The organism is Serratia sp. DD3 (assembly GCF_000496755.2).
The window spans coordinates 194,248-219,168 of sequence record NZ_AYKS02000071.1 but is presented as its reverse complement, the minus strand read 5'-3'; the positions used below and the strand labels follow the sequence as shown (position 1 = coordinate 219,168).

Below are 24,921 nucleotides of genomic sequence, written 5' to 3'. Positions count from 1 at the left end.
GAGGTAAACTTGGCTAGATATCCTTTTTGCTGGCAATAAAGCCACTGATTCTGTATAAAAAGTTATATCAAATTCTACTTGGGTATAAGTGAGTTGATTAGCAAACTGTTACGATATTTGCCTTGTTGTCAGCCAGTTCCGTTGAATTGTACACAGGTAATAACCGCGCAAAGCCTGACGATGGCCGAGTCACCAAACCGCCCCATGCAACTTGAATAGGCATGGGGGTGCCTGTCTGTGCGTAACCACTTTTACAACCAAAAAAGATAATTGGAGAAATAATGGGGATGAACCTACCTCTCGTAATAAACGTGATGGTTTTTGCCGCCCTTCTATTGCTGTTGGCACAATCCCGCCATAAGCAATGGAGTCTGGCTAAAAAAGTGTTGGCTGGCCTGGTACTTGGGGTCGTATTTGGGTTAGGGCTGCAACTGGTTTACGGCTCAGATAATCCGCTGCTGAAAGAGTCTATCAGTTGGTTTAACATCGTTGGTAATGGTTATGTGCAATTGCTGCAAATGATCATCATGCCATTGGTTTTCGTTTCTATTCTCAGTGCAGTGGCAAAACTGCATAATGCCGCTGCTTTAGGCACTATCAGTTTACTGACAATTGGTACCCTATTGTTCACCACCTTGATTGCCGCATTGGTGGGTGTGTTCATCACCAATCTGTTTGGTTTGACGGCATCAGGTTTGGTGCAAGGTGCCCAGGAAACGGCACGTTTGTCCGCTATCGAAACCAACTATGCCGGCAAAGTGGCTGATCTTAGCGTCCCACAGTTGATTTTGTCATTTATACCGAAAAATCCGTTTGCTGACCTGACGGGAGCCAACCCTACATCCATCATCAGTGTGGTTATTTTCGCCGCCTTCTTGGGTGTAGCATCGTTACAGTTGCTGAAAGATGATCATTCCAAGGGGGTTAGTGTTCTGGCAGCAATCGATACTTTGCAAGCCTGGGTAATGAAGTTGGTGCGTTTAGTGATGAAACTCACCCCTTACGGTGTCTTGGCATTGATGACCAAAGTGGTTGCTGGGTCCAATTTCCATGACATCGTTAAGTTAGGCAGTTTTGTCGTCGCCTCTTACATTGGCTTGGCTATTATGTTTGTGGTTCATGGCCTACTGCTAAGTTTTACCGGTGTGAACCCACTGAAATTCTTTCGTAAAGTATGGCCAGTGCTCACTTTTGCCTTTACCAGTCGCTCAAGTGCAGCCACTATTCCGCTCAACGTGGAAGCACAGACTCGCCGTCTGGGTGTACCAGAATCAATCGCCAGTTTTTCTGCCTCCTTTGGTGCCACCATCGGTCAAAACGGCTGTGCAGGCCTCTACCCGGCAATGCTGGCCGTGATGGTTGCCCCAACGGTGGGAATCAATCCGCTAGACCCTCTGTGGATAGCTACGCTAGTTGGCATCGTTACCATCAGTTCCGCAGGTGTGGCTGGTGTGGGTGGTGGTGCAACTTTTGCTGCACTGATCGTTCTGCCTGCAATGGGCTTACCTGTTACCCTGGTAGCCTTATTGATTTCGGTTGAACCGCTGATCGATATGGGAAGAACGGCACTGAATGTCAGTGGCTCCATGACGGCGGGAACGGTGACCAGTCAATTAATGAAACAAACAGACAAAGGCATTATGGATAGTGAAGATGAGAAAGAATTAACCCAACAATAGGGTATTTTGATCATTGTACGACATGACTATCGTTAGAAGGCCACAACGGTCTAATGGTGATAGATAGACAAACTCTGCTGTCTGAATGGCGACAGAGTTTGTTACATATTAAGCTTAATTTCAACCAGATATAGCCAATACCCTGAGCAGGATACCCTAAATAACTAGAGTTGCTCGAAACTTTTGTTGAGTTCAAGATACCCGGGGCAATCGCCCAGATGATCGTTCCTGTGCTTCACGCTGTTCTGCCCCCTTCAGCACGCTTCCCTCATAACAGGTTTGCTCGAGTGTCTTCAAGTACTCGGATATATACCCGTCATACTTAGTATAAAATTTAATCACTGTAACGAATTTTAACAATTTATACGGCTACCATGAGGATTAGTGAGCCTCACTAGAATGATATATTAGTAAGTGCTGTTAATGATTTAAGTTGCTTGATAAAACGCACAGCGTTTCCAACAACGCTGAACCCAAAGGAGCGAGGTCCAAATGGCCGAGTCACGCGGCAAGCTGTGGACACCCTTGGATCATAGACAGCTATGTGACTGGGGTGACAAGTCTGCTTAGAGTGGATTTGAACGCTGCTTGCAGCGATCCTACAGGGATGAGGCAAGTAGCCATAGCCAATACTCAAGTAACTTGAAGTATAACACGCATATGCAAATGAAATTTTGTACAATTAAATAGTTTAAAAGGAAAAAAACATGGAAATGGCAATTGGAGAGTTCCTTATTCGGCGTTTGGCAGAGTGTGGCATTGATAAAATGTTTGGTGTGCCGGGTGACTTTAATCTTTCCCTCCTGAATCAAGTCACACAGCAGAAAGAGATAACTTGGATTGGCAATTGCAATGAGTTGAATGCAGCCTATGCGGCAGATGGTTATGCACGGATGCACGGCATGGGGGCAATCTTAACAACATATGCCGTCGGTGATCTTAGTGCACTGAATGGCATTGCGGGTTGTTATGCAGAATATGTTCCAGTTGTGCATGTTTCCGGTGCCTTGCCTATCCATGCACAGTATAATCGGACTATGACACATCACACTTTACTTGATGGTGGAGTACGTAACATACAACGTGCAGTCTCTGAGTTTACAGTAGCTCAAGCAGAGTTAACGCCAGAGAATGCAGTGCGTGAAATTGATAGAGTTTTATTGGAGTGTTACCAACAACTTAAGCCCGTACATATTTTTATACCCTCTGATATAACGCATTTAAAAATTGAAGTGCCGGAAGAAAAAATCAAACTGAGTAAACCCTATCAGAATGTCGAAATGCTTCAAGCGGCAACTGCACATATTGCTGCTTGTATTGATAAAGCAAAGAACCCCGCTATATTGATTGATTTGCCTGCGTTACGTTGGAATGCTATTAATACAATTTTAGCTTGTGCAGAAAAACATAATATTCCTGTTGCATATACAACGGCAGTTGCTGGAAATATTCTTAATGATCATCCGATGGTGGTGGGCCTTTATTGTGGTAGTTGGGGTGATAATGGTGTACAGGAAATAATTGAAAGCTCAGATTGTTTACTCGGTTTTGGCCTACGTAACTCAGATGATACGACTGGTTATTTTAGCGGTCAACTGCCACCAGTTACAAAACAAATTCAGATCCAACCCTTCTGGGTTCGTTGTGGCAATCCTGGAGGTAAGGTATTCAATGCAACCCATATGGTGGACTTGATGCAAGCCTTAACATCAGCATCTATCAGTCGGAAGTCATTTACCAAACCATTACCAACAGTTAAGCAAACTCTGTCAGCAGATCCGGCCTCACATATTTTTGAGGCGGCATTATGGCAAAGAATTGAAGGTATGTTGCGCCAAGGTGACATATTGGTTGCAGAAACAGGCACATCAAACGCCAATCTAAGTAGTATCACCTTTCCTAAAAATACCACTTATGTGACTCAGTTACATTGGGGTTCAATTGGCTATGCCTTACCGGCTGCTCTGGGATGTGCTTTAGGTGCACCAGACCGGCATGTTATCCTATCGCAGGGCGATGGCTCACATCAGTTAACAGCCCAAGAGTTAAGTACCATCATGCGAAATAAAGTGAATATGACCATGTTCCTGCTGAATAATAATGGTTATACCATTGAACGTTCAATTATGGGTGCGACCTGTGAATATAATGACGTTAATGACTGGGATTATGCTGGCTTGACGAAAGTGTTAGATAAAAATAATGGCGGAACAGGTGTTGTAGTAGAAACCATAGCAGAATTGGATGCTGCTATTGAAAAAGCACGTACTATAAAAGGTCTATTTTTGATTGAAGTGAAATTAAAAGAAACAGATATGAGTGAAGGTATGGTTCGTTCAGGCCGTGCAACAATGAATTTTGATTATGGTGTTGTTCATCCTTCAAATGATTTAGTTGTTAAGCATTAGTAACGTCATCGCAAAGTACCCATCGACAACCTTAATCGCTACCTCGGCAGCGATTAAGGTTCCCGACCATTAGCCTATATCATGGGGTACTCTGGATTTAACGGATACCCCCTCCTGATTAGCTAATGGGTTTAAAATGGATAATCGTGATAGCCCATCTGTACTGAAATCAACCGGGCTGCGGTATGTAACTGTTGTACATAAGTATCTTTAGCGTCTTCGGAGAAACGGATCGTCGGGAACGAGATACTCAGCCCCGCAATAACCACACCAAAGCGGTCAAACACTGGCACCGCGATGCAGCGCAGCCCCTCTTCCTGCTCTTCAATATCCTCGCCAAAACCCTGTTCACGCACTTTATCCAGCAATGGCAACAAATCTGCAGCACAACTGATGGTGTAAGGAGTACTACGCGTAAATTCAATCTGGGAGAGGATCTCAGCAACTTCTGTACGATCACGCCATGCCAATAGCACCTTACCGATAGCAGTACTGTGTAACGGGTTACGGCGGCCAATACGCGAATACATCCGTAAATTATACATTGAGTCAATCTTGTGAATGTAAACAATGCTGTCCTCATCCAATGCACCCAAGTGGATGGTTTCACGGGTTTGCTTTGATAATTCACGCATCTGAACATCGGCACTGCGGATTAAATCAACGTGTTGAAGTGATTTAGCCCCCAGTTCAAACAGTTTTATCGTGAGTGAATATTTCTCAGACTCCCCTTCCTGGGATACGTATCCCAGTGATTTCATGGTCTGTAAAAAACGATAAACCGTGCTTTTTGACATCATTACCCGCTGAGAAAGCTCGGTAATACCAATCTCACGTTCATCACCCAGTGCCTGCAGGATACCAAACACCTTTAATACTGATGAAACCGAGTCTGGTTGCTTGTCTAGATCGATACTAGCCATAGTAAATACCTTACTTAGCTGCTTTTGTTTTAGGAAATTTGAATAAGAGTTTCAATATACTCTATCTGAAGGTAGTGAGTATAAGCGGAACAATTTATTCCATGCAATGAAAGTTGCCGAAAAATAGCCAGCAATGAAGCAATTATACCCAAAATAGTCCGATTTTCTTGTAGGCAGCAAGTCCGAGAGTCACCAGGAGCATAGATTGGTATGAACGGATGCCGCTAACACCCAAGCAACTTGAAGTATGAAGGGTACAGCACCATTTCCTCACCATTTTTACAATTAGCACAGAAACTGAGGGTGCATTCAGTATCGAATATGATTAGCATGTTAATACTTCCTAAGTTGATTAACAGCCTGGCTATGACGCACTCCGATTCCGACGGTTTACCCATTCCACAACGCTATGGTGCGATCCTGGCTATTGCCCTCGGCATCACCGTTTCTGTGCTTGATGGTGCCATCGCCAATGTGGCTTTGCCCACTATCGCCACCGACCTGCAGGCTAGCCCTGCCAGTTCGATCTGGATCGTCAACGCCTATCAATTGGCCATCACCATTTCATTGCTGTCTCTGGCTTCACTGGGTGACCTGATTGGTTATCGCCGTGTTTATCAGGCTGGGTTATTGCTATTCAGTATTACTTCCTTGTTCTGTGCACTTGCTGATTCGCTGTTAACCCTGACTATCGCCCGCGTGCTGCAAGGGTTTGGGGCTGCAGCCATTATGAGCGTCAATACGGCATTGATCCGTATCATCTATCCACAACGGATCCTGGGGCGAGGTATCGGTATCAACTCATTGATTGTTGCTTTCTCTTCAGCAGCTGGCCCTACCGTTGCCGCCGCGATTCTATCAGTCGCCTCTTGGCAATGGCTTTTTGCCATTAACTTACCTATCGGCATCGTCGCGCTACTCTTGGGAATGAAATTTCTCCCCGCCAATAGTCAGAAAAGTAACAACCAGCGTTTTGACCTACTCAGTGCTCTGATGAATGCGTTAACCTTCGGTCTATTGATCATCAGTATCAGTGGCTTTGCTCAAGGGCAAAGCCTGCCATTGATTGCTGCAGAGGTTGCCGCCCTGCTGGTAATCGGTTATTTCTTTGTCCGCCGTCAGTTACATCAAGAATCACCACTATTGCCGGTAGACCTGTTACGCATCCCTATTTTCGCCTTGTCGATGGGCACCTCTGTCTGCTCCTTTGCCGCTCAGATGCTGGCCATGGTATCACTCCCCTTCTTTCTGCAGACTCATTTAGGGCGTGATGTAGTCGCCACCGGATTGCTATTAACCCCCTGGCCGTTAGCCATCATCGTGATGGCCCCCATTGCAGGTCGACTGGTGGAGCGTATTCATGCGGGTTTACTGGGGGGAATTGGCCTCGCTATCTTCGCGCTGGGGTTATTTTTGCTGGCATTACTCCCCAGCGACCCGACCGACCTCGATATTATCTGGCGTATGGTGCTTTGTGGCGCCGGGTTTGGGTTATTCCAATCCCCGAATAACCACACTATTATCTCATCTGCGCCTCGGCACCGCAGTGGTGGGGCCAGTGGTATGCTGGGCACAGCTCGTCTGTTAGGGCAAACCACCGGGGCTGCGCTGGTGGCATTGATGTTTAACTGGTTCCCGTCTAACGGAACGCATATCTCATTAGTGCTGGCGGGATCATTTGCCAGTCTGGCTGCCTTAGTCAGTTGCCTGCGTATGACGCAGCCACGCTTAGTCACCGCTGATAAAAACCAATAGCTCACTTCACAAACAACAAGCCCCGGATTATTACCGGGGCTTGTTGTTGCAAAGATACTACAAACTTCTAAACGCCTTTACCTGAACACGAAATGCACTACAGCAGCTCAGGATGATAGGGTTATCATCTGATCTTTACTTCAGATATTGCCCAGCACGCAATGCTTCAATCCGCTTGTCTAGCGGTGGGTGCGACATAAACAGTTCGCTGAGTGATTTGGATTTGCCATTGATGCAAAACGCCATCATGCTGCCAGCTTCCTGTGGTTCATAGCTGGTTTTCAATCGTTGCAGTGCAGCAATCATCTTCTCACGGCCCACCAATTTGGCAGACCCTGCATCAGCATGGAACTCACGATGGCGCGAAAACCACATGGTGATAATGCTGGCCAAGATGCCAAAGACCAATTCCAACACCATGGACACCCCAAAATAAATCATCGGGTTACCATTACCTTCCCCTTCACCATCACGGTTTCCGAGGAAGCCAGCAGCCGCCTGTGCAATCAAACGCGATATAAAGATCACAAAGGTATTTACTACCCCCTGAACCAACGTCATGGTGACCATATCACCATTGGCAACGTGACTGATTTCATGAGCGATAACGGCTTCAGCTTCATCACGGCTCATGTTTTGCAGCAGGCCTGTACTCACCGCCACCAGTGAGGCATTACGACGGGCCCCGGTGGCAAAAGCATTAATGTCTGGAGCATGGTAAATAGCCACCTGTGGCATGGCAATACCTACTTGCTGTGACTGACGCTTGACGGTTTCCAGTAGCCAACGCTCGGTTTCATTACGCGGTTGTTCGATCACTTCCCCGCCGACGGAACGCAGCGCCATCCATTTCGACATCAGCAGCGAAACAAACGCACCACCAAAACCAAACAGACCCGCCATCAACATCAAGCCTTGAACGCTACTAGACTGAATCCCTGTCAGGCTAAGTACTAACCCGAAAACTAACATCACCGCCAGGTTGGTGAGCAGAAACAGAGCTATACGCATCATAAAATGTTTACTTCCTCATTAGTGTTAACACAAAACGATCTCAGATAGCCAAATCGTATGGGCATAAGTTGTAGTTTCAAGCGTTGCGAATCATTAACCTACTAAAAATACGAAACTTTACAATACAGAGTACACACAACAATCTTACAAAAGATAAACACTTTTTATTATAGCGGGGGAGTTGTAAAAGTTAAGAAATTCGGTTCACCCCAACTCTGTGATAAACCAGATAACCTCACAACACATCTTTTCGTAGACGTTAAATCGTTGGAGAAACTTAGTCCCCACACCCGTTAAAATGGTTAAATTTTATACTCATCACTTATTATAGCTAACGCCCTATTGCTACCCTGATACCGCTCAACTCATTGACTATTTAGACAAAAAAAGCGCCCTAAAAGGACGCTTTCTGTTTTATACCCGCTGACTTACTTGGTGCCAGTCATCTGTTGTGAGGGTTTCTGTTTTTCCAGATTGGCAAGATCAAGAGCAATCCTCACCGCTTCATCCAGATAGGGATCGGGATCTTTGTAATCCTTCGGTAGGTCTTCCAAAGATTTCAACGGCTTCTTACCTTCACGCTGCAAGCGCTCATTAATACGCTGAAGGCGGATGGCATCATCGTCATGGTTCTCTTTCTCACGGGTGGCCAGATTAAGAGAGATGATATTGCGTTTTTCCTTCAATGCCTTGTAACGAGCAATGTCCTGGGCAATATATTGGAAATCAGCATCCTTGGCGATACGCTGAGCATGGCCTTTCAGCAACTCGCCTTCTAGCGGTTTCATATTGCCAGTTTTAGTATAATTGGCCGCATTGATGCTATCCCATGGCATAGCATTATCTTCAAAGCTCTCGCCGGTTTCTGCCGGGTCAACGCCGGTAGGCATCAGAATATCAGGGGTCACCCCTTTGCGCTGAGTACTGCCCCCATCAACACGATAGAACTTCTGAATGGTGTACTGTACCGAACCCAACGCTGGCCATTCCGGGCGCAGCATCTGATCGTAAATACGATTCAACGAGCGATATTGCTGAACTGTACCTTTGCCGAAGGTAGGTTCGCCAACAATCAATGCGCGCCCATAATCCTGCATCGCTGCAGCAAAAATTTCAGAAGCGGAGGCACTGAAGCGGTCAACCAGCACCACTAGCGGGCCTTTATAGTAAATAACATCATCGCCATCCGCATCTTCACGGATCTTGCCGTTATTATCACGTACCTGCACCACTGGGCCGCTTGGAATAAACAAGCCAGAAAGCGACACCGCTTCGGTCAGTGCACCGCCGCCATTAGAACGCAGATCAATAATCAGGCTATCTACATTCAGTTTGGCCATTTTCTGCAATTGAACTTTAACATCGTCAGTCAGGCCGACATAAAAGCCCGGAATATCCATCACAGCAACCTTCTGGTTGCCAACGGTTTTGATGGTCATCTTCACCGCGCGATCTTCCAGGCGGATACGCTCACGGGTTAATGTAACAATACGGGTTTTTGTCCCCTTACCGGCAGGCAGGATCTCCAGGCGCACCTTGCTGCCCTTCGGCCCTTTAATCTGCGAAACGACATCATCCAGACGCCAGCCAATAACATCGACCATCGGCTTGCCGGTCTGCCCAACACCAACAATACGGTCACCCACGGTAATCGCTTTGCTCTTGGCTGCAGGGCCACCCGGTACCATGGAGTTAATGACGGTATAATCATCATCCATCTGCAATACGGCACCGATCCCTTCCAAAGAGAGGCTCATTTCGGTATTGAACTGTTCAGTATTGCGTGGAGAGAGGTAATTAGTGTGGGGATCAATCTCGCGCGCGAAAGCGGTCATGATCAGTGAGAATACGTCGTCACTATTGGTTTGCGTCAGGCGCTTAATCGCAAGCTGATAACGTTTGGTCAGCGTATTGCGGATCTCCTGGTCGGTTTTACCCGCCAGCTTGAGGCTCAACTGATCATATTTAACCTTGGCATCCCACAAGCGATCCAGTTCAGCTTTATCTTTCGCCCAAGCAGCCTTGCTACGATCAAGCTCAATCGTATCATTACCCGTAAAGTTCATCGGCTTATCCAGTAGCGATAATGCATACTGGAAGCGCTCAAAACGACGTTTCTGCGCTAGATTGAATAGCGCATAGGGGGTCACTAAGTTGCCGGATTTTAATTCATTCCCCAAGGTACTGCGCTTATCGGCGAATTGTGCCACGTCGGAAGCCAGTAACACATTGTGGCTATAATCCAACAAATTCAGATAACGATCAAAGACCTTGCCTGAAAAGTCCGCATCCAAAGCAAACTGGCGATAATGAGAACGTAAAAACCGCGAAGTGACACGCTCACTGACGGTAGTATGCTGCACTTCCTGCTCGAGCTGCGGTAACTGATCGATGCGAATGTTGGCAGTATCCGCACCATAACTGACACCCGCCCACAACAACATCACTGCGGCGGTGAATCTGAAAAATTTGTTCATGCCTTGGTTGGCCTCCGTATCAGAACTGCAGGTGTTCTGCGCGTACAATCATTGCTAAGCCAGATGATAGCTGCACACGCACACCATCTTTAGCAATCTCCAGTACTGTCGCATCCATCGCACTCTGACCTGCCCTGACTTTGATTCCCTGGCCGATTTGCAGCTTGGAAATATCGGTAACTGGCACAGCACGCGGTTGGGTTGCCTCTTTTACTGCTTGAGGCTCACGCTCTTTCTGTGGGCGTGTTCTTTGTGGACCAGAGGTTGGTGAACCAGAGCTTTGAGGACCAGCAGTTTGTGGACGTGGTCTACGATTCTCTGAGGCGGTGCCATTTTCACGGCGAACCTGTGGTTTTTTGCCTGCAGGACGTGGACGACGAGGTTCAGTAGCTGCCGCTTCACCCTCAGTTTCACGCTTTTTGGCATTTTTCTCAGCTCGCTGTGCCTGAACACGCGCCTTGGCTTCAACAAGCTGTTGGCGAGCATGGTCGACATGTTGCTGCTCCAGTTCACCGCAAGGGTTACCATCCAGGTCAACACGCTGCGCACCAACTTTAATACCATATAAGTAACGCCAGCTTGAGGTATACAGGCGTAAAGCGGAACGTAATTGCGTTTTGCTGAGGTTTTCTTCCCCTTGCATACGCTCTGCCAGATCCTGAAAAATACCGATTTTCAGTGGACGAGCTTCACCTTCGGCACTAAAGCAGAGCGGGAAACGCTCGGCAAGAAAAGCAATGACTTCTTTGACTGTGTTCAACTTGGGTTGATTTTCCATGAAATTTCCTGATTACAACGGGTCGCCAACGAGCGGTTGCCAACAAGCCGCGGGCATGAACAGGCGATATTATAATGACGTCATCGCTAAATGCCACGTTAACCTTAGCTCAACTTAACGTTATGGTGGTATATTTTGCATAATCACACTGTTCCAATCGCTCGCAAAGCCCCGCCACCACGGCCTTAAGGCCAATTTCATCTTGATGATCGAAACGATGATAAACTGTACTGTCAATATCCAAAACGCCAATGATATGACCGTTTATCTCTAACGGCAGCACGATCTCTGCATTGCTAGCAGCATCACAGGCAATATGCCCTGGAAACGCATGCACATCCCCAACACGCTGTACCTGCTTTTCTGTAACGGCGGTACCACAAACGCCCTTACCCAACGGAATACGCACACAGGCAACCTTGCCCTGGAATGGGCCTAACGTCAGTTGATTATCCTCCATCAGATAGAAGCCTACCCAATTGATATTATCCAAACGTTCATTGAGCAATGCGCTGGCATTGGATAAGGCAGCAATGAAATGAGTTTCGCCCGCCAATAATGCACACAAATCGCGTTTTAATTCTGTATAAAAATGTTCTTGAGTCATGTAGTAACCATTTCTATTCTTGTCACTGGTACAATTAGCGAAGTACCACCTTCACTGACCATCCGATAGGTACTGTATTCCCAGCAGCCCACTCTATGCTAGACTAGCCCCTTCGGTTTTTTTTAGCCCTGAGAGTTCCCCTTGGCCAAACCTGCCACGCCATTTTTGCCTGCTGCTTTTCTTGACGCAACTCGCGCCATTATGCCAGACCATTTATCAATGGATGACTTTATCAATATTTGCCAACAACCTTTGCGGCGTAGCCTGCGGGTCAATACCCTGAAAATCAGCGTCGCAGATTTTCAGGCATTGGTAAAGGACTATGGCTGGCAATTACAACCCATCCCTTGGTGCCATGAAGGTTTCTGGATCGAACGTATCGATGAAACCTTGCGTCTGGGTAGCGCGGCTGAACATTTAACCGGCCTGTTCTATATTCAGGAAGCCAGTTCCATGTTACCGGTAAGTGCCCTTTTTGCTTATGGTTCTCCGCCACATCGGGTACTGGATATGGCCGCGGCCCCCGGCTCCAAGACCACCCAAATTGCTGCATTGATGGTGAACCAAGGCATTATCGTCGCGAATGAATATTCTGCCAGCCGGGTTAAAGTACTACATGCCAATGTTAGCCGTTGTGGTGTCAAAAATGTGGCGCTGACGCATTTTGATGGCCGAGTGTTTGGTCGTGCATTGCCAGAAAGCTTTGATGCCATTTTGCTGGATGCCCCCTGCTCAGGTGAAGGCGTGGTGCGCAAAGATCCCGATGCCATGAGCAACTGGTCAACGGAAAGCGTTGCCAGCATCGCCCAAACTCAGCGTGAATTGATAGAAAGTGCCTTTCATGCCTTAGCCCCGGGCGGGGTAATGGTTTATTCCACTTGCACCTTGAATGCCCAAGAAAACCAGCAAGTCATCAACCATCTATTGGCTACCTATGGGGATGCGGTCAGTATTGAACCTTTAGGGGGCTTATTCCCCGGGGCAGAAAAAGCCTTAACCGCCGAAGGCTTTTTGCATGTTTTTCCACAGATTTACGACAGTGAGGGATTTTTTGTTGCTCGCCTACGTAAAAACCACAGTATCGCGCCATTAAGCCAACCCGACTATAAAGTTGGCAAATTCCCTTTCACCCCCTTGGCAGCTAAAGATGCCGCTCCGGTGATACAAGCAGCCAAAGCTTGTGGATTGGTGTGGGATGAAACCAGCCGATTATGGGGGAGAGATAACGAGGTCTGGCTATTTCCTACTGAAGTGGAAAGCTTTATCGGCAAAGTGCGTTTTTCACGCATCGGCCTAAAATTAGCCGAGCGCTTCTCTAAAGGAATGCGTTGGCAGCATGAGGCCGTCATTGCTTTAGCCGGTAGCAATAACCCGCAGGCATTTGAGCTTGATGCAGAATTAGCCCAGCAATGGTTTCAAGGGCGCGATATCTACCCGCCACAGCCACCACAAAATAACGATTGTATTCTCACCTATCAGCATCAACCGCTGGGATTGGCGAAACGCATAGGCAACCGGATTAAAAACAGTTTACCCCGTGAGCTGGTACGGGATGGCATTCTGGATTTTCATCAGTAAGGTTCTTGTTCCCGTTGCCGCTCTATTTATCCGTGGCAACGGGAGAGCACTCAAAATTTTTCGGTAACTTTAAAGTGCATCAAGATTAGCGTCATATCTGGCGAGAACAGATCGTACTCGGCAAAAAAGCGTTGATGCTCGTTACGCCAATAAGCCAGTGTCCGGTCCCCTTCCCCTTCGGCTAAAGCATGAGCTTCGTCAACCTGATCAAAACTGCTGATATTGACTGAGGTCAGTTCTATGGCACAAACCGGCTCATTCTTCCCCCCCACCACCACAAAAATATCACCGGGCCGTGGGATACCTTCACCATCAAGGTTGGCACAGGTGGCGGTCTTTACCCCGGTAAGCACCAATCTGGCCAGTTCACCGGCCTGTTGCTCAGTATCACCAAATGCCCAGCGTTCTACATGTTCATACTTCTCAGGAATCACCATGACTGTACCCTACTTATTGTGCTATCACTGTGCGTCGAATAATACCCGGTATTTGCGCCGTCGTCATGCAGGCTACAGGGGGTAGTGCCCTACTGGCAGCTGATCACCGCTATCTCTGCCCGCTATGATCTCAGCTCGCCATTATCTTTGCACACCATTATCTTTGCACGCCATTATCTTTGCACGCCATTATCTTTGCACACAATACCAAGCTACCGTTCTTTTGTACTGTCAACTGTTGTGGGCCGTCTCCTGGCAACCACCAGCATCCCTGCCGGGGGGTTAACAGGCTCCCATCAGGCAACTGCCACTCACCACGCAATATATAGAGCACTCCGGCATGCTGTGGTGCCAGCTCCGTAGTGGTTACCATGGGCTGTACCTGTGCCGAATGCTCACCACGTCGCGTCATGATATTAAAATCATGGCTGCTGCCCCCCAGTAATTTGGCTTCCAATGGGCAATCCCCGGAAAAGGCAAACGGCTCACCGATACGCTGTAACCGGTGATCAATCTGCCCTGGGCTGTACAAATGCACCCCATCCCCCTCCAATAGGGTAATGATGCGGTCAATGCCGTTGAATGCCGAAAAAGGGCCATCCTGTGCAATGGTAGCGATACTGACTCGCCAATCAAATAAGGTTTCACCCGGTGGTTGGCTGGTGATTTCACGGGTTTCACCGCCCCCATTGCGCCATGAGCTAACCGGGAGTTGGTCAAAACAAAAGCGATGCAGATTCATTAAACCTCCTGCAAAGTTTTCAGTACTTGCAGAAACTCAGCACTACTTTGCTGTTGTAATGCGTGACACCACTGCTCAATCACTTGATTCCCAGCAACATATACGTCACGGATCTGCTGGCTACCCCCAGCAAATAGCCAACGGTTCAGAATAGACGCATCAGGTGCTGCCGCCAGATAAGGATCATCCCCATCCAATACCAACCAGTCTGCCCGGTAACCTGCTGCCAACTTGCCAATCTTGCTACCACAGGCTTGCGCGCCCCCTTGTAAGGCCTGTTGATAAAGGACATCACCCACGGAAGGTTGTTCTGGCGTCGTCAAACGGTTACGACGCTGATCACGCAACCGCTGCCCATATTCGAACCAACGTAACTCCTCCACCACACTGAGCGAGACATGGCTGTCGGAGCCAATACCCCAGCGCCCCTGATGATGCAGGTAGCTATCGCCAGGGAAGATACCATCCCCCAGGTTGGCCTCTGTCGTCAGGCACAAACCTGCCACCGCTTTGCTGTTCGCTAGCTGTTGCAACTCGTCGCGGTCCAGATGGGTGGCGTGTACCAGACACCAGCGTTGATCCACTGGTAAATGTTCAAATAACCAAGCCACGGGACGTTGCCCACTCCATGCCAGGCAGTCATTAACTTCTTTTTGCTGCTCGGCAATATGAATATGTACGGGCAACGATGGAACACTGGCAGCCAGGATCTGCTGCATCTGTTGCAGTTCAACCGCTCGCAGTGAATGGAAACATAGCCCATGGTTTTGTAACGGCTGGTCGACCAATTGCCGGGCAACCACCTGCTGCTGTTGAAGATAACTGTCTACATTCTGAATAAAGCGTTTTTGCCCGGCTTGCGCCGGCTGAGCACCAAACCCGGCATAACTGTAAAGTACCGGTAATAGCGTCATCCCTATCCCGGCCTGTTGTGCCGCCAGGCTAAGGCGACCGGTCATTTCTCCCCCATCAGCATAAGGTTTCCCTTCTGGTGAGTGATGAAGATAATGGAACTCTGCCACTTGTGTGTAGCCACCTTTGAGCATTTCAATATACAGTTGACGCGCTATCACCCCCATTTGCTCAGGGGTTACACGTTGTACCAGACGATACATCAAATCACGCCAGGTCCAGAAGCTGTCTTGCGATTTACCGGCAACCTCCGCCAACCCAGCCATCGCACGCTGGAAAGCATGAGAATGCAAGTTTGGCATACCCGGTACCACAGCACCGTGCAGATGATGAGCGCCAGCAGAATCAGCATTGGGTATCACTTGGGTCAATTGACCTTGTGCGTTAACATCAAGCCGTACATTGTGCGCCCAACCAGAGGGAAGCAGTGCACGGGAAGCAAAATAAGCAGGCATAGCAGTATTCCAAAGTCGAGGTTACGAATCAGTACACGCGACAGGCGCGCAGGTAAAAAAAATGTGAAACAATGTCATTGAATTGGTGAAACAGACTTACTTGTATATACATATATATTCTGCAACATCAACTTTAATCTGATGTTATTATTTTTTTATTTGACGAGGTTAACGTCGTGGCCGATCAACAAACCCTGTTACAGCTGTCTGCAGCAATGAACGATGCTCCTGCACCTATTTATCAACGCGTCAAGCAGGCAATAGTCAGTCAGATCCGTACAGGTCACTGGCAGCCACATCAACGTATTCCCTCCGAAAGCGAACTGGTATGCGAATTGGGCGTAAGCCGCATGACCATCAACCGTGCATTGCGGGAGCTTACCGGCGAAGGTTTTCTGATCCGCATGCAAGGTGTTGGTACCTTTGTTGCCGAGGCCAAAGCACATAGCGCCTTGTTGGAAGTACATAATATTGCCGATGAAATTGTTGCCCGAGGCCACCAGCACAGTAGCAAAATCATGCAGTTAATCACGCGCGCCGCCAGTGAGGAAGAAGCCACCGCCTTAGGCCTTCAGCCTGGACAGCAATTGTTCTATTCGCAAATTGTGCATTATGAAGATAATGTGCCGGTGCAATTGGAAGACCGCTGTATCAATCCCCTGGCCGCCCCTGACTATATCAAGCAAAATTTCGATCAGGTCACGCCCTATACTTATCTAACACAATCTGCCCCCCTGACCGCCGTTGAGCATATTGTTGAAGCGGTGATCCCCACGCAACTCGAACGGGAGTTACTGCAATTGGCGGAAAATGAACCCGGCTTATTGATCCGCCGCCGCACCTGGTCAGGCAAAATGGCAGTCACCGCCGCGCGTTTACTCTATCCTGGCAGCCGTTACCAGTTATTTGGGCGCTTTAGCACCCAGAGTTGATTGCTACAACGGGTGGCTGCTTGCACCCGGCTTTTTCCTCTTTAATCACATCTTGGTAACAAATTCGCACACCTTCACTTGTCGCCAGTAGCCGAATGCGCTAGGTTACTTTTTAATTGTCTATACAAGTATGCAGGAGCAAAAATACCATGACGTCAGTGATCCACTGCGACAGCCTGTGGCAAGGTGCCGATATTGTCACCATGCGTGATGGCAAATATCACACGATTCACCAAGGTGCTATCGCCGTGCGTAATGGCGAAATTGTCTGGATAGGTGAACAAGCCTCAATGCCAGCGATCTCCGCATCAAATATCGTGACATTTGATGGCGGCATCATTACCCCCGGGTTGATTGACTGCCATACCCATTTGGTCTTTGGTGGTGATCGTAGCGGTGAGTTTGAACAGCGGTTGAACGGTGTCAGCTATGCAGAGATAGCCGCTCAGGGCGGTGGTATCATTTCCACAGTCAACGCCACCCGCGATACATCAGAAGCGCAACTCCTGGAGCAAGCCCTATTCCGCCTGCAACCGTTACTGGCAGAAGGCGTAACCTGTGTAGAAATCAAATCAGGCTACGGGTTAACGCCACAAAGTGAACTGAAAATGCTGCGCGTCGCCCGTCAGTTAGCTGAATTACTGGCTATTGAGGTGAAAACCACTTGTCTGGCCGCCCATGCCCTGCCGCCAGAATACCGTGGCCGTAGCGATGACTACATCCAACTGGTTTGCGATACCATTATCCCGCAAGCGGCAGAGGCAGGGTTGGCCGATGCGGTAGATGCCTTTTGCGAGCATCTGGCATTTTCCCCTGAGCAGGTTGAGCGGGTTTTTGTCGCGGCAAAAGCGGCCGGTCTACCGGTTAAACTGCATGCCGAACAGCTTTCCCCCCTTGCGGGCAGTAGCTTGGCTGCGCGCTATCAGGCGCTTTCCGCCGACCATCTTGAATATGCCACGGAAGCGGATGCCATCGCCATGAGCCGTGCCGGTACCGTGGCGGTGCTGTTACCCGGTGCCTATTACCTATTGCGTGAAACCCAATGCCCGCCGGTTGAGTTCTTCCGTAAACACGGTGTACCGATGGCTATTGCCAGTGATGCAAACCCAGGAACGTCACCGGCCCTGTCATTACGTTTAATGATCAATATGGCCTGTACTTTGTTCCATCTCACCCCAGAAGAGGCGCTAGCGGGCGTTACGTTACATGCTGCCCAGGCATTGGGCCTGCGAGAGAGCCATGGCTCACTGGAAACCGGTAAAAAGGCTGATTTTGTTCATTGGCCCCTATCACGCCCCGCTGAGCTGGCTTACTGGTTAGGCGGGCAACTGCCTTGCACTATCATCTTCCGAGGAGAAGTCCGCCAATGACCCTTCGTGACCCTTTTGAGTTCCAGGCAGGTGAACTGCCGCTGCTGATCAGCATCCCCCACGCAGGAACCCGCTTGACCCCTGCGGTAGAGCAAGGGCTAAGTGATGATGCCCGGCCGTTATCCGATACTGACTGGCATATTCCGCAGTTATACGATTTCACCAGGTCCATGGGCGCCAGCATTCTGATTGCCAACTATTCCCGCTTGGTGATCGACCTTAACCGCCCAGCCGATGATAAGCCGCTCTATACCACCGCCACCACCGGGTTGTTCCCTGATGTGCTGTTTGATGGCCGCCCAAGTTTTCGCCCTGGTGCCGCCCCTGACGACCAAGAGCGTGCGGGCTATTTGCAAGCTCTCTGGCACCCCTATCATCTACAGTTACAACATGAACTGGCACGCTTAACCGCTAAATTTGGCTATGCCCTGTTGTTTGATGCCCACTCAATTGCTTCGGTGATACCTCGCTTGTTCAGCGGCAAACTGCCTGACCTTAATTTCGGCACCAATAGTGGTGAAAGTTGTGCGCAGGCGCTCAGTGACCAATTGGTCAACTGTTGCCAACAGCAACAACAATTTACCCATATACTCAATGGGCGCTTTAAAGGGGGATATATCACACGGGCTTATGGTCGGCCGGATAAGCATCACCATGCGGTGCAGTTGGAGTTGGCACAAGTGAATTATATGTCTGAGCAATACCCCTTTGCTTTTGATGCCACTCGCGCCGCCCCTTTGCAGCAACTGTTACGGCAACTGCTTAGCACGATGCTGGCATGGGGTGAGCAACAGGCTGGTCGCTGAGCTGCCCACAGCTAAAGAGTAAAATTTCAATAACCTAGGCTGCCATACAAAAACGTAATCAGGCCCAGAAATGGGCCTATTCCAGTAGGTGTTAATCCACCCGTGTCGCTCGCCAGCAAATCAATGACCCCAGCGTGACCATAATGACACCTTGCCAAAAATGCAGGGTCAGGGATGTGCTCAATACAATAGCGGCAAACACCGCCGACAGCACTGGCGTGAAATAAGAGGCGGTCGCCAGCAGCGTCATATTGCCATGCATGATCCCCACATTCCATGCGGCATACCCGGCCCCCATGGCGATCCCCACACACAATAACGCCACAGTCACCGGCAAGCTAAAGTGCATGGCTGTTTCATCGGTAAAAAGATAGAGCACCCAGAGTGCCAGTGAGGTCAACGAAATAAATAACACCACGCCATTTTTACCCTGAGCAATCCTCTTGGTGACATTACAATAAACCGCCCAGATCACCGCCCCGCTGAACGACAAACCATAACTTAATGGATTGCTACGCACGTTATCCAACATTTGCGCCAATGACCAACCACCAGAACCACTCATGATCCAACCAATGCCCACTAATGAAAGCAGCAAACCAGGCAGCACCCACCATTTGGCCCGTTGACCATTAAACGCAATCGCCATTAACACCGTAAAACAGGGCCACAGATAATTGATCATACCCAACTCAATCGCCTGCATTCGGTTACTGGCATACCCCAAAGAGAGTGATAGGCAGATTTCATAGAGCACAAACAACACACTGCCAACCACCAGATAGACACGGGGGAACTCACTCAACTTGGGTATTCCCATCAACAGCAGCAGGAACAGCGTGCCAATACTGTAAATCATTGCCGCCCCCCCAACAGGCCCCAAACCCTCACTGACACTGCGGATCAACCCCACCACGCTGCTCCATAGCACAATGGCCAGCAAACCAAGCAGCGTCGATTTATGAGAAGCGGACAACGATAACGTCACAGCCATATCCAATTATTTATTTTTTATCGGATTTTTACTCTACTGCGCCACGGGGTAAAAATAAAGGTGGGTGAACATCAGGGAGGATGATCGCGATAATTTGTTATCAGCCAAGCGATTGGCTTTTCTCTGCTGCTCATTCACCCCCGACAGCACGATGCAGGGTACTTCTACCGTACAACGGCAAGGATTAACGGCTAAGAACCTCTGCCAATAGACACTATTGGCAGAGGTAGTTTGGCCCCAGACAACACACAAAAGCTGCGGCGTACAGCGAGTGCGCGCGAATTTCGAGCACTGCCTGGGTTCAAAATGACCTGTGAAGTGTGACGGGTATAATACTGATGGAGTCGGCTCAAACTGTGTGACCACCCCACCCGTCTACCCGTATCACAGGTTAGTAAGCAATTGAATAACAGTCACGGCGTGGATCTGCCCCGGCAAAACGGTTACCCGAATTGGGATCGATCAGCACCGAGGTTGCACATCCTGACATCCCAAACGTGCGCAAGCGGCTAACATCATGTCCGCGCGCTTTTAGCTCGTTATACACCTCATCAGGCACTGTCGCCTCAACTGCCAGCTTGTTGAACCCAGCAGCATGCGGCCAGAATGACCCGTACAGGTGCGATGTTTGCACTCGCGGCATCTCAAAGGCTTTGTTCAGATTCGGGTACCAATCCTCCCAGCGATCTATGGTACTCAGCATCGCCTGGAGAATAGTCTGCTCCTGGTTGTCACCGCCCGGCGAACCTAGCGCCATAAAGGGTTTCCCATCTTTGAAGATAAGGCTGGGGGTCAATGTGTAGCGTGGCCGAGCATGAGGACGAACCTGATTAGCGTGTTGCTTGTCCAACCAAAACTGTTCGCCGCGCACGCTCATGGCAATCCCGGTATCGCCAAGGATCACCGCACCAGGTATCCAAGCACCACTGGGTGTAGCATCAAACAGGTTGCCGTCTTTATCGACGATCGCCATGTGGGTCGTATCTTTTGAAATCCCGGCCGAATCACGGCCCAAGGAAGCCAACATGATCGGTTCAGACAACAGTGCCGCAGATTGCCCCTTGCGGTTCACATCCTGAACATTGATAACCGCATACGGCCACTCTTTGACGCGGCTATCAAATTTAAGCGGATTACCTGCGACATATTGAGTCGAGGCATGTTTGGGATTAATCAGTGCAGCACGCTCCTTGGCATAGGCTTTGGACAATAACCCTTCTGCAGGAACGTTCACAAAGGCAGGATCCGCGTAATAGGTATCGCGATCAGCATAGGCCAATTTCAACGCTTCAACGATCGTGTGCAGATAGTCAGCACTACCATACCCCATCGCTTTTAAATCAAACTGTTCAAGGATATTGAGGGTTTGCAAAAGCACCGGACCTTGGCTGCCAAAACCCTGCTTATAGATGGTGTAACCGCGATAAGTGGTGCTGGTGGGCTCTTCGATACGGGCATAAAATTCGGCAAAATCACTCTCATCAAATGGCGCATCGTTCTGGCGCAGAAAAGCGACCATCTCTTTGGCAATATCACCTTTATAGAAGCGATCGCGTGCTGCCACAATACCTGCTTCACGCCCCTGCGCTTTGGCAGTGCGTTCTGCTTCCACCATACGCCGCAAGGTCTTTGCCGTTGCGGGCAGAGTGATAGTCTCACCTACTTTATACGGGGTGCCATCCGCTTTGTACCAATAGGTTTTATTGCCTGGCCAACGTTCAAACAGTTTGGACTGAGCGGCAATTGCTCGTGCGGTACTTATGCGCATTGGGAAACCTTTTTCCGCATAATCGATAGCGGGCGCCGATACCTGCTCAAAACTCATGGTTCCCCAACGTTCCAACACCGTCAGCGCCGCATGCAACGCACCGGGAACCACGGCGGGGTCAAGCCCTTCTCCTTGCAGCGTTTTATCTCGAGAAATATACCAATCAACGTCCACCGCTTTCGGTGCCCACCCCTGCCCGACGATGGAAGTCACTTTTGCGTCTGCAACAGGGTACACCAGCACCAGCGCCTCGCCCCCTAGGCTGTAGAGATCCTGCTCAAGCACACCACCCGCGATCAATGCAGCGACACCCGCATCAAAAGCATTACCACCTTGCAGGAGGATACGTGTCGCTACTGCTGTGACCAGTGGATCCCCAGTTGAAACTGCGGCAGTAGGGCCCATAATCGCTGGCCGCAGCCCCATATTCGCCGGTTGTTGATCCTGTTTAGGCACCTGCCCCTGAACATTGCTCGCCGCTGGGGTCTGCGCAAAAGCCCCCTGCAGCGATACCATTACAACAGCAGACACCAGAAATCGGCGCGCTAATACCCAACATTTTTTTTGTAAATATGCCTTTATTTTCATCATTGACCATCCTGTTGTCATCAAACGATTCGTTTTGACGATAGCAGTATTTGCTAAATGCGCAAATACAGGCTTCCCCGGTTAGAACGCAAAATTAGGTTATTTTTTCTCCCCGATACCGAGCCAGCCGCCACTGTAATCAGGTATGCAGCAATCGATATCAATGGCCTATATGTTGACCCTTCGCGGCTATAGAACATCAAGCGCAATGCCAATAAGCCACGGTCGATGGAGTTGATAATAAGTAGAAAATGATTAGCGCCGCAGTTACATTCTCTGGCGTGACCGAGGTAATAATCGAGGCAACAAAGTCCGAACCGAGCACGCCCACTATCATTGAAACCACAGATCGCTGCGCCTTTATTGGCAGCGAGTAATCCGTCGCAGAGATAACAAACAGAATAGAACCGGCAAATGCCCCAATAACAGCCCCTACATCTGTACCTAATAACAATCAGATAAAAGTGACACTGGTGACTACTGTAGTTGCCGCGCCGGTACTAATCGGCTCTGACATGTATACCTCCTGTTGTTCGCTTCGCGCAGCGAACGCCGGGCGGTAGAAATGAAAAAGGCCACGTATGGCGCGGCCTGTGGTCATGATGTTAATTACTTATTAAAGAATTAACATTGTTTGTTACCCTGTTGAACTACGTTTCCATTTTCGTTATAAATCTTCCACCAAATATTTGTGCCTTGACCAGCATCACAAATGCTGCGAATGGTAGAATCTATCTCCATGCGACATAACGACTCAGAGGAATACCACTCCTGCCCATGATTAACGAGCACGAGATAAGTCTCACCCTCAATCTCGCCATATTCAAATCTATATTGCATGCTCCCATCCTTATCTAACCATTGGAAAGAATATATTAACATTCATCCCAATAAAAAACCCGCGCATCGGCAGGCTTCTATTCGAGTATTGGTCGAGGTTGCTTTACGCAATACGTTGTCAGTCATGTCGTTTACCAAAGTAAGATGCGATTTTCAGGATATTTGTAATAACCTATCCATTAATAGTCATTACCATCTGCTTAAAATCGAATTTAGGGAGCACTGTTACTTGCTTCATACGTATTTCCTTTCAGAAATGAACCCTTGTCGCCCAGGAAACCAGCCCAAGAAGGTACGCCTACCACTACTGACATCCTCAAAGGCTCATTTCTGAACAGGTTCTTGGTTTGGTTTAAGCACCGGCGCGGTGCGGATACAACAAAGCCCCAAAAGACTTGGGGCCAAAGACGACAAAGCCCCACCGAAGTGGGGCCTGTTTGACTCAAGAAGATACTGACTGAGTAACTACCCTTATCACATTAGCGCAATTTTTGCGTACGCGTTAGTTATAGTCTACATTGTATTCATCACCCCAAATATGTAAGTATGGATATTATTCACATGGAGAGGTAAATGACTGCAGAAATTGCTGTTTATAACAAGTCTGCTGTTGCTCTAGCAGCAGACTCAGCCGTTACAATCTCAGGGGGTGGTACTCAAAAAATTTATAATGGAGCCGAAAAACTCTTTGCCCTAACAAAACATCACCCCGTTGGTTTGATGGTATATGGAAGTGGTGACCTATGTACTGCTCCCTGGGAATTAGTTATAAAAGCATACAGAAAACAGCTAGGTGGTGCTCATTTCGATAAATTAGAAGAATACTCGAAGAGCTTTTTCGAGTTTTTAGAAAAATCAAATAGCATTATTACAGATGGAATGCGATCAGATCACCTGTATCAGCATCTATCAGAGAGTGTTTTCAGTAAATTAGTTGAAAAATTTTTTGCAACAAAAGATACCCTGTACTTGAACCAATTCTCATACCAAACCTTTTTCGCAGATTTAGAGGCGTACTGTGACTCACTACTTGAAAGATTATCAGATACTGATTTTCTTGATGGCTTCTCAGGTGATGACGTGGATAATGCCACCCAATTTTGTAAAGAGGTTACATTACGAATTGTAACTGAAAAATTTTCTGACTTACCACTAGAAGAGATCCCTCCAAGATTAATATCCGTTCTTACGAACGTTTTCGCAGCCATGATTTGCAAAAAAAGTGATGTTGGTAACATTTCTGGGATTGTAATAGCTGGTTATGGTAACGAGGATTACTATCCTAAAGTTTTGTCTTATGATGTCTGTGGTTTTTATAACGGGAAAATTCGCAAATATATTAATGAAGAAAAATGTTCGGGCAACGGCGAGGGAGGAGTAACTCCATTCGCTCAAGATGATGAAGTTAGTGCATTTATGCAAGGCTGCAGTGAAAACTTGATCCAAAAACTTCACAGCGAATACCAGAACTCGATCGTTAACCTACTTGAAGGAATAGATTGTGTCATCACTAAGCAGGTACCAGAAGAGCATTTGAACGGTCTAAGATCTGCTATTGTTAAGATCGTAGAAAACACCGTCACTGATTGTGATGAACGTATCGGGCTATTTGTACATGAAAACTATGTTAGCAAAGTAGTTAATATGATAAAATTCCTACCAAAACAGGATCTTGCCTACATGGCGGAATCTTTAGTCAACCTGACAGCGTTTAAGCGCAAAGTTTCTGATGATAGTGAAACTGTAGGTGGACCGATTGACGTCGCTGTGATATCAAAGGCTGATGGATTCATTTGGGTTAAAAGAAAGCATTACTTTGATAAAGAATTAAACCATCATTACTTTACAAGGAGTTAGG

At 48.2% G+C, this 24,921-nt stretch carries 20 protein-coding genes; 8 read left to right on the top strand and 12 right to left on the bottom strand.

The genetic code is table 11. The annotated features are described in order from the left end of the window. Positions 1–287 precede the first annotated feature (287 nt). Together IO95_RS13435 and IO95_RS13430 are read left to right on the top strand one after the other, a co-directional pair. On the top strand, positions 288–1,679 hold the full coding sequence (locus tag IO95_RS13435) for an L-cystine transporter (protein ID WP_037385762.1): 1,392 nt from the start codon (positions 288–290) through the stop codon (positions 1,677–1,679). 707 nt (positions 1,680–2,386) lie between these two features. Continuing rightward, the gene (locus IO95_RS13430; protein ID WP_037385642.1) at positions 2,387–4,087 is read left to right on the top strand and encodes an alpha-keto acid decarboxylase family protein; all 1,701 of its coding nucleotides are present in this window, start codon (positions 2,387–2,389) and stop codon (positions 4,085–4,087) included. Between the two features lie 131 nt (positions 4,088–4,218). Here IO95_RS13430 and kdgR read toward each other — a convergent pair whose 3' ends face one another. After that, positions 4,219–5,010, bottom strand: a complete 792-nt coding sequence (kdgR, locus tag IO95_RS13425; RefSeq protein WP_023492755.1) for a DNA-binding transcriptional regulator KdgR — start codon at positions 5,008–5,010, stop codon at positions 4,219–4,221. Between the two features lie 366 nt (positions 5,011–5,376). Here kdgR and IO95_RS13420 point away from each other — a divergent pair, with 366 nt between their 5' ends. Then, complete coding sequence (locus tag IO95_RS13420; RefSeq protein WP_037385759.1) at positions 5,377–6,765, top strand: MFS transporter; 1,389 nt, start codon at positions 5,377–5,379, stop codon at positions 6,763–6,765. A gap of 135 nt (positions 6,766–6,900) precedes the next feature. Here IO95_RS13420 and htpX read toward each other — a convergent pair whose 3' ends face one another. The 4 genes from htpX to IO95_RS13400 form a co-directional block, all read right to left on the bottom strand. Further along, on the bottom strand, positions 6,901–7,779 hold the full coding sequence (gene htpX, locus IO95_RS13415) for a protease HtpX (RefSeq protein WP_023489683.1): 879 nt from the start codon (positions 7,777–7,779) through the stop codon (positions 6,901–6,903). A gap of 428 nt (positions 7,780–8,207) precedes the next feature. Next, positions 8,208–10,256, bottom strand: coding sequence for a carboxy terminal-processing peptidase (prc, locus tag IO95_RS13410; protein WP_023489682.1), 2,049 nt, complete (start codon positions 10,254–10,256; stop codon positions 8,208–8,210). Between the two features lie 19 nt (positions 10,257–10,275). Beyond that, positions 10,276–11,034 carry an RNA chaperone ProQ gene (gene proQ, locus IO95_RS13405; RefSeq protein ID WP_023489681.1) on the bottom strand — a complete coding sequence of 253 codons (759 nt, stop codon included), beginning with the start codon at positions 11,032–11,034 and terminating at the stop codon, positions 10,276–10,278. Positions 11,035–11,143: 109 nt separating this feature from the next. After that, positions 11,144–11,641, bottom strand: coding sequence for a GAF domain-containing protein (locus tag IO95_RS13400; protein ID WP_023489680.1), 498 nt, complete (start codon positions 11,639–11,641; stop codon positions 11,144–11,146). A gap of 141 nt (positions 11,642–11,782) precedes the next feature. On the opposite strand from IO95_RS13400, the gene rsmF reads away from it, so the two are divergent. After that, a complete protein-coding gene (rsmF, locus tag IO95_RS13395; protein WP_023489679.1) occupies positions 11,783–13,219 on the top strand; it encodes a 16S rRNA (cytosine(1407)-C(5))-methyltransferase RsmF in 1,437 nt (478 codons plus the stop codon). Positions 13,220–13,269: 50 nt separating this feature from the next. Here the strand turns inward: rsmF and IO95_RS13390 are convergent, their stop codons facing one another. The 3 genes from IO95_RS13390 to IO95_RS13380 all read right to left on the bottom strand — a co-directional run bounded on the left by IO95_RS13390 (position 13,270) and on the right by IO95_RS13380 (position 15,765). Then, a complete protein-coding gene (locus tag IO95_RS13390; protein WP_023489678.1) occupies positions 13,270–13,656 on the bottom strand; it encodes an ASCH domain-containing protein in 387 nt (128 codons plus the stop codon). A 157-nt stretch (positions 13,657–13,813) separates the two neighbouring features. Further along, positions 13,814–14,398, bottom strand: coding sequence for a HutD family protein (locus tag IO95_RS13385; protein ID WP_023489677.1), 585 nt, complete (start codon positions 14,396–14,398; stop codon positions 13,814–13,816). Next, a complete protein-coding gene (locus IO95_RS13380) occupies positions 14,398–15,765 on the bottom strand; it encodes a formimidoylglutamate deiminase (RefSeq protein WP_023489676.1) in 1,368 nt (455 codons plus the stop codon). The genes IO95_RS13385 and IO95_RS13380 overlap by 1 nt, the downstream gene beginning before the upstream one ends. 176 nt (positions 15,766–15,941) lie before the next feature. Here IO95_RS13380 and hutC point away from each other — a divergent pair, with 176 nt between their 5' ends. The 3 genes from hutC (at position 15,942) to hutG (ending at position 18,873) form a co-directional block, all read left to right on the top strand. Next, a complete protein-coding gene (gene hutC / locus IO95_RS13375; protein WP_023489675.1) occupies positions 15,942–16,697 on the top strand; it encodes a histidine utilization repressor in 756 nt (251 codons plus the stop codon). 149 nt (positions 16,698–16,846) lie between these two features. Then, positions 16,847–18,067: an imidazolonepropionase gene (gene hutI / locus IO95_RS13370; protein WP_023489674.1), complete on the top strand. Its 1,221-nt coding sequence runs from the start codon at positions 16,847–16,849 to the stop codon at positions 18,065–18,067. After that, entirely contained in the window at positions 18,064–18,873 is an 810-nt protein-coding gene (gene hutG, locus IO95_RS13365; RefSeq protein ID WP_023489673.1) for an N-formylglutamate deformylase, read from the top strand. Before hutI ends, hutG begins: the two co-directional genes overlap by 4 nt. A 91-nt stretch (positions 18,874–18,964) precedes the next feature. Here hutG and yddG read toward each other — a convergent pair whose 3' ends face one another. From yddG to IO95_RS26490, 4 genes are all read right to left on the bottom strand, one after another. Next, on the bottom strand, positions 18,965–19,861 hold the full coding sequence (yddG, locus tag IO95_RS13360; RefSeq protein ID WP_235186769.1) for an aromatic amino acid DMT transporter YddG: 897 nt from the start codon (positions 19,859–19,861) through the stop codon (positions 18,965–18,967). 397 nt (positions 19,862–20,258) lie between these two features. Beyond that, positions 20,259–22,226, bottom strand: a complete 1,968-nt coding sequence (locus IO95_RS13355) for a gamma-glutamyltransferase family protein (protein ID WP_023489671.1) — start codon at positions 22,224–22,226, stop codon at positions 20,259–20,261. A gap of 50 nt (positions 22,227–22,276) precedes the next feature. Beyond that, positions 22,277–22,432: a phage holin family protein gene (locus IO95_RS26495; RefSeq protein WP_369794354.1), complete on the bottom strand. Its 156-nt coding sequence runs from the start codon at positions 22,430–22,432 to the stop codon at positions 22,277–22,279. Continuing rightward, the gene (locus tag IO95_RS26490; protein WP_072011675.1) at positions 22,423–22,677 is read right to left on the bottom strand and encodes a putative holin; all 255 of its coding nucleotides are present in this window, start codon (positions 22,675–22,677) and stop codon (positions 22,423–22,425) included. The genes IO95_RS26495 and IO95_RS26490 overlap by 10 nt, the downstream gene beginning before the upstream one ends. A gap of 959 nt (positions 22,678–23,636) precedes the next feature. On the opposite strand from IO95_RS26490, the gene IO95_RS13345 reads away from it, so the two are divergent. Further along, positions 23,637–24,920, top strand: coding sequence for a hypothetical protein (locus tag IO95_RS13345; RefSeq protein WP_037385637.1), 1,284 nt, complete (start codon positions 23,637–23,639; stop codon positions 24,918–24,920). Position 24,921 lies beyond the last annotated feature (1 nt).

Coding starts and splice junctions, on each gene's coding strand:
- htpX (WP_023489683.1), bottom strand. CDS start 7,779: ATGATGCGTATAGCTCTGTTTCTGCTCACCAACCTGGCGGTGATGTTA.
- kdgR (WP_023492755.1), bottom strand. CDS start 5,010: ATGGCTAGTATCGATCTAGACAAGCAACCAGACTCGGTTTCATCAGTA.
- proQ (WP_023489681.1), bottom strand. CDS start 11,034: ATGGAAAATCAACCCAAGTTGAACACAGTCAAAGAAGTCATTGCTTTT.
- hutI (WP_023489674.1), top strand. CDS start 16,847: ATGACGTCAGTGATCCACTGCGACAGCCTGTGGCAAGGTGCCGATATT.
- prc (WP_023489682.1), bottom strand. CDS start 10,256: ATGAACAAATTTTTCAGATTCACCGCCGCAGTGATGTTGTTGTGGGCG.
- IO95_RS13400 (WP_023489680.1), bottom strand. CDS start 11,641: ATGACTCAAGAACATTTTTATACAGAATTAAAACGCGATTTGTGTGCA.
- IO95_RS13380 (WP_023489676.1), bottom strand. CDS start 15,765: ATGCCTGCTTATTTTGCTTCCCGTGCACTGCTTCCCTCTGGTTGGGCG.
- IO95_RS13420 (WP_037385759.1), top strand. CDS start 5,377: ATGACGCACTCCGATTCCGACGGTTTACCCATTCCACAACGCTATGGT.
- IO95_RS13345 (WP_037385637.1), top strand. CDS start 23,637: ATGACTGCAGAAATTGCTGTTTATAACAAGTCTGCTGTTGCTCTAGCA.
- IO95_RS13430 (WP_037385642.1), top strand. CDS start 2,387: ATGGAAATGGCAATTGGAGAGTTCCTTATTCGGCGTTTGGCAGAGTGT.
- IO95_RS13435 (WP_037385762.1), top strand. CDS start 288: ATGAACCTACCTCTCGTAATAAACGTGATGGTTTTTGCCGCCCTTCTA.
- hutG (WP_023489673.1), top strand. CDS start 18,064: ATGACCCTTCGTGACCCTTTTGAGTTCCAGGCAGGTGAACTGCCGCTG.
- IO95_RS13355 (WP_023489671.1), bottom strand. CDS start 22,226: ATGATGAAAATAAAGGCATATTTACAAAAAAAATGTTGGGTATTAGCG.
- IO95_RS13390 (WP_023489678.1), bottom strand. CDS start 13,656: ATGGTGATTCCTGAGAAGTATGAACATGTAGAACGCTGGGCATTTGGT.
- IO95_RS13385 (WP_023489677.1), bottom strand. CDS start 14,398: ATGAATCTGCATCGCTTTTGTTTTGACCAACTCCCGGTTAGCTCATGG.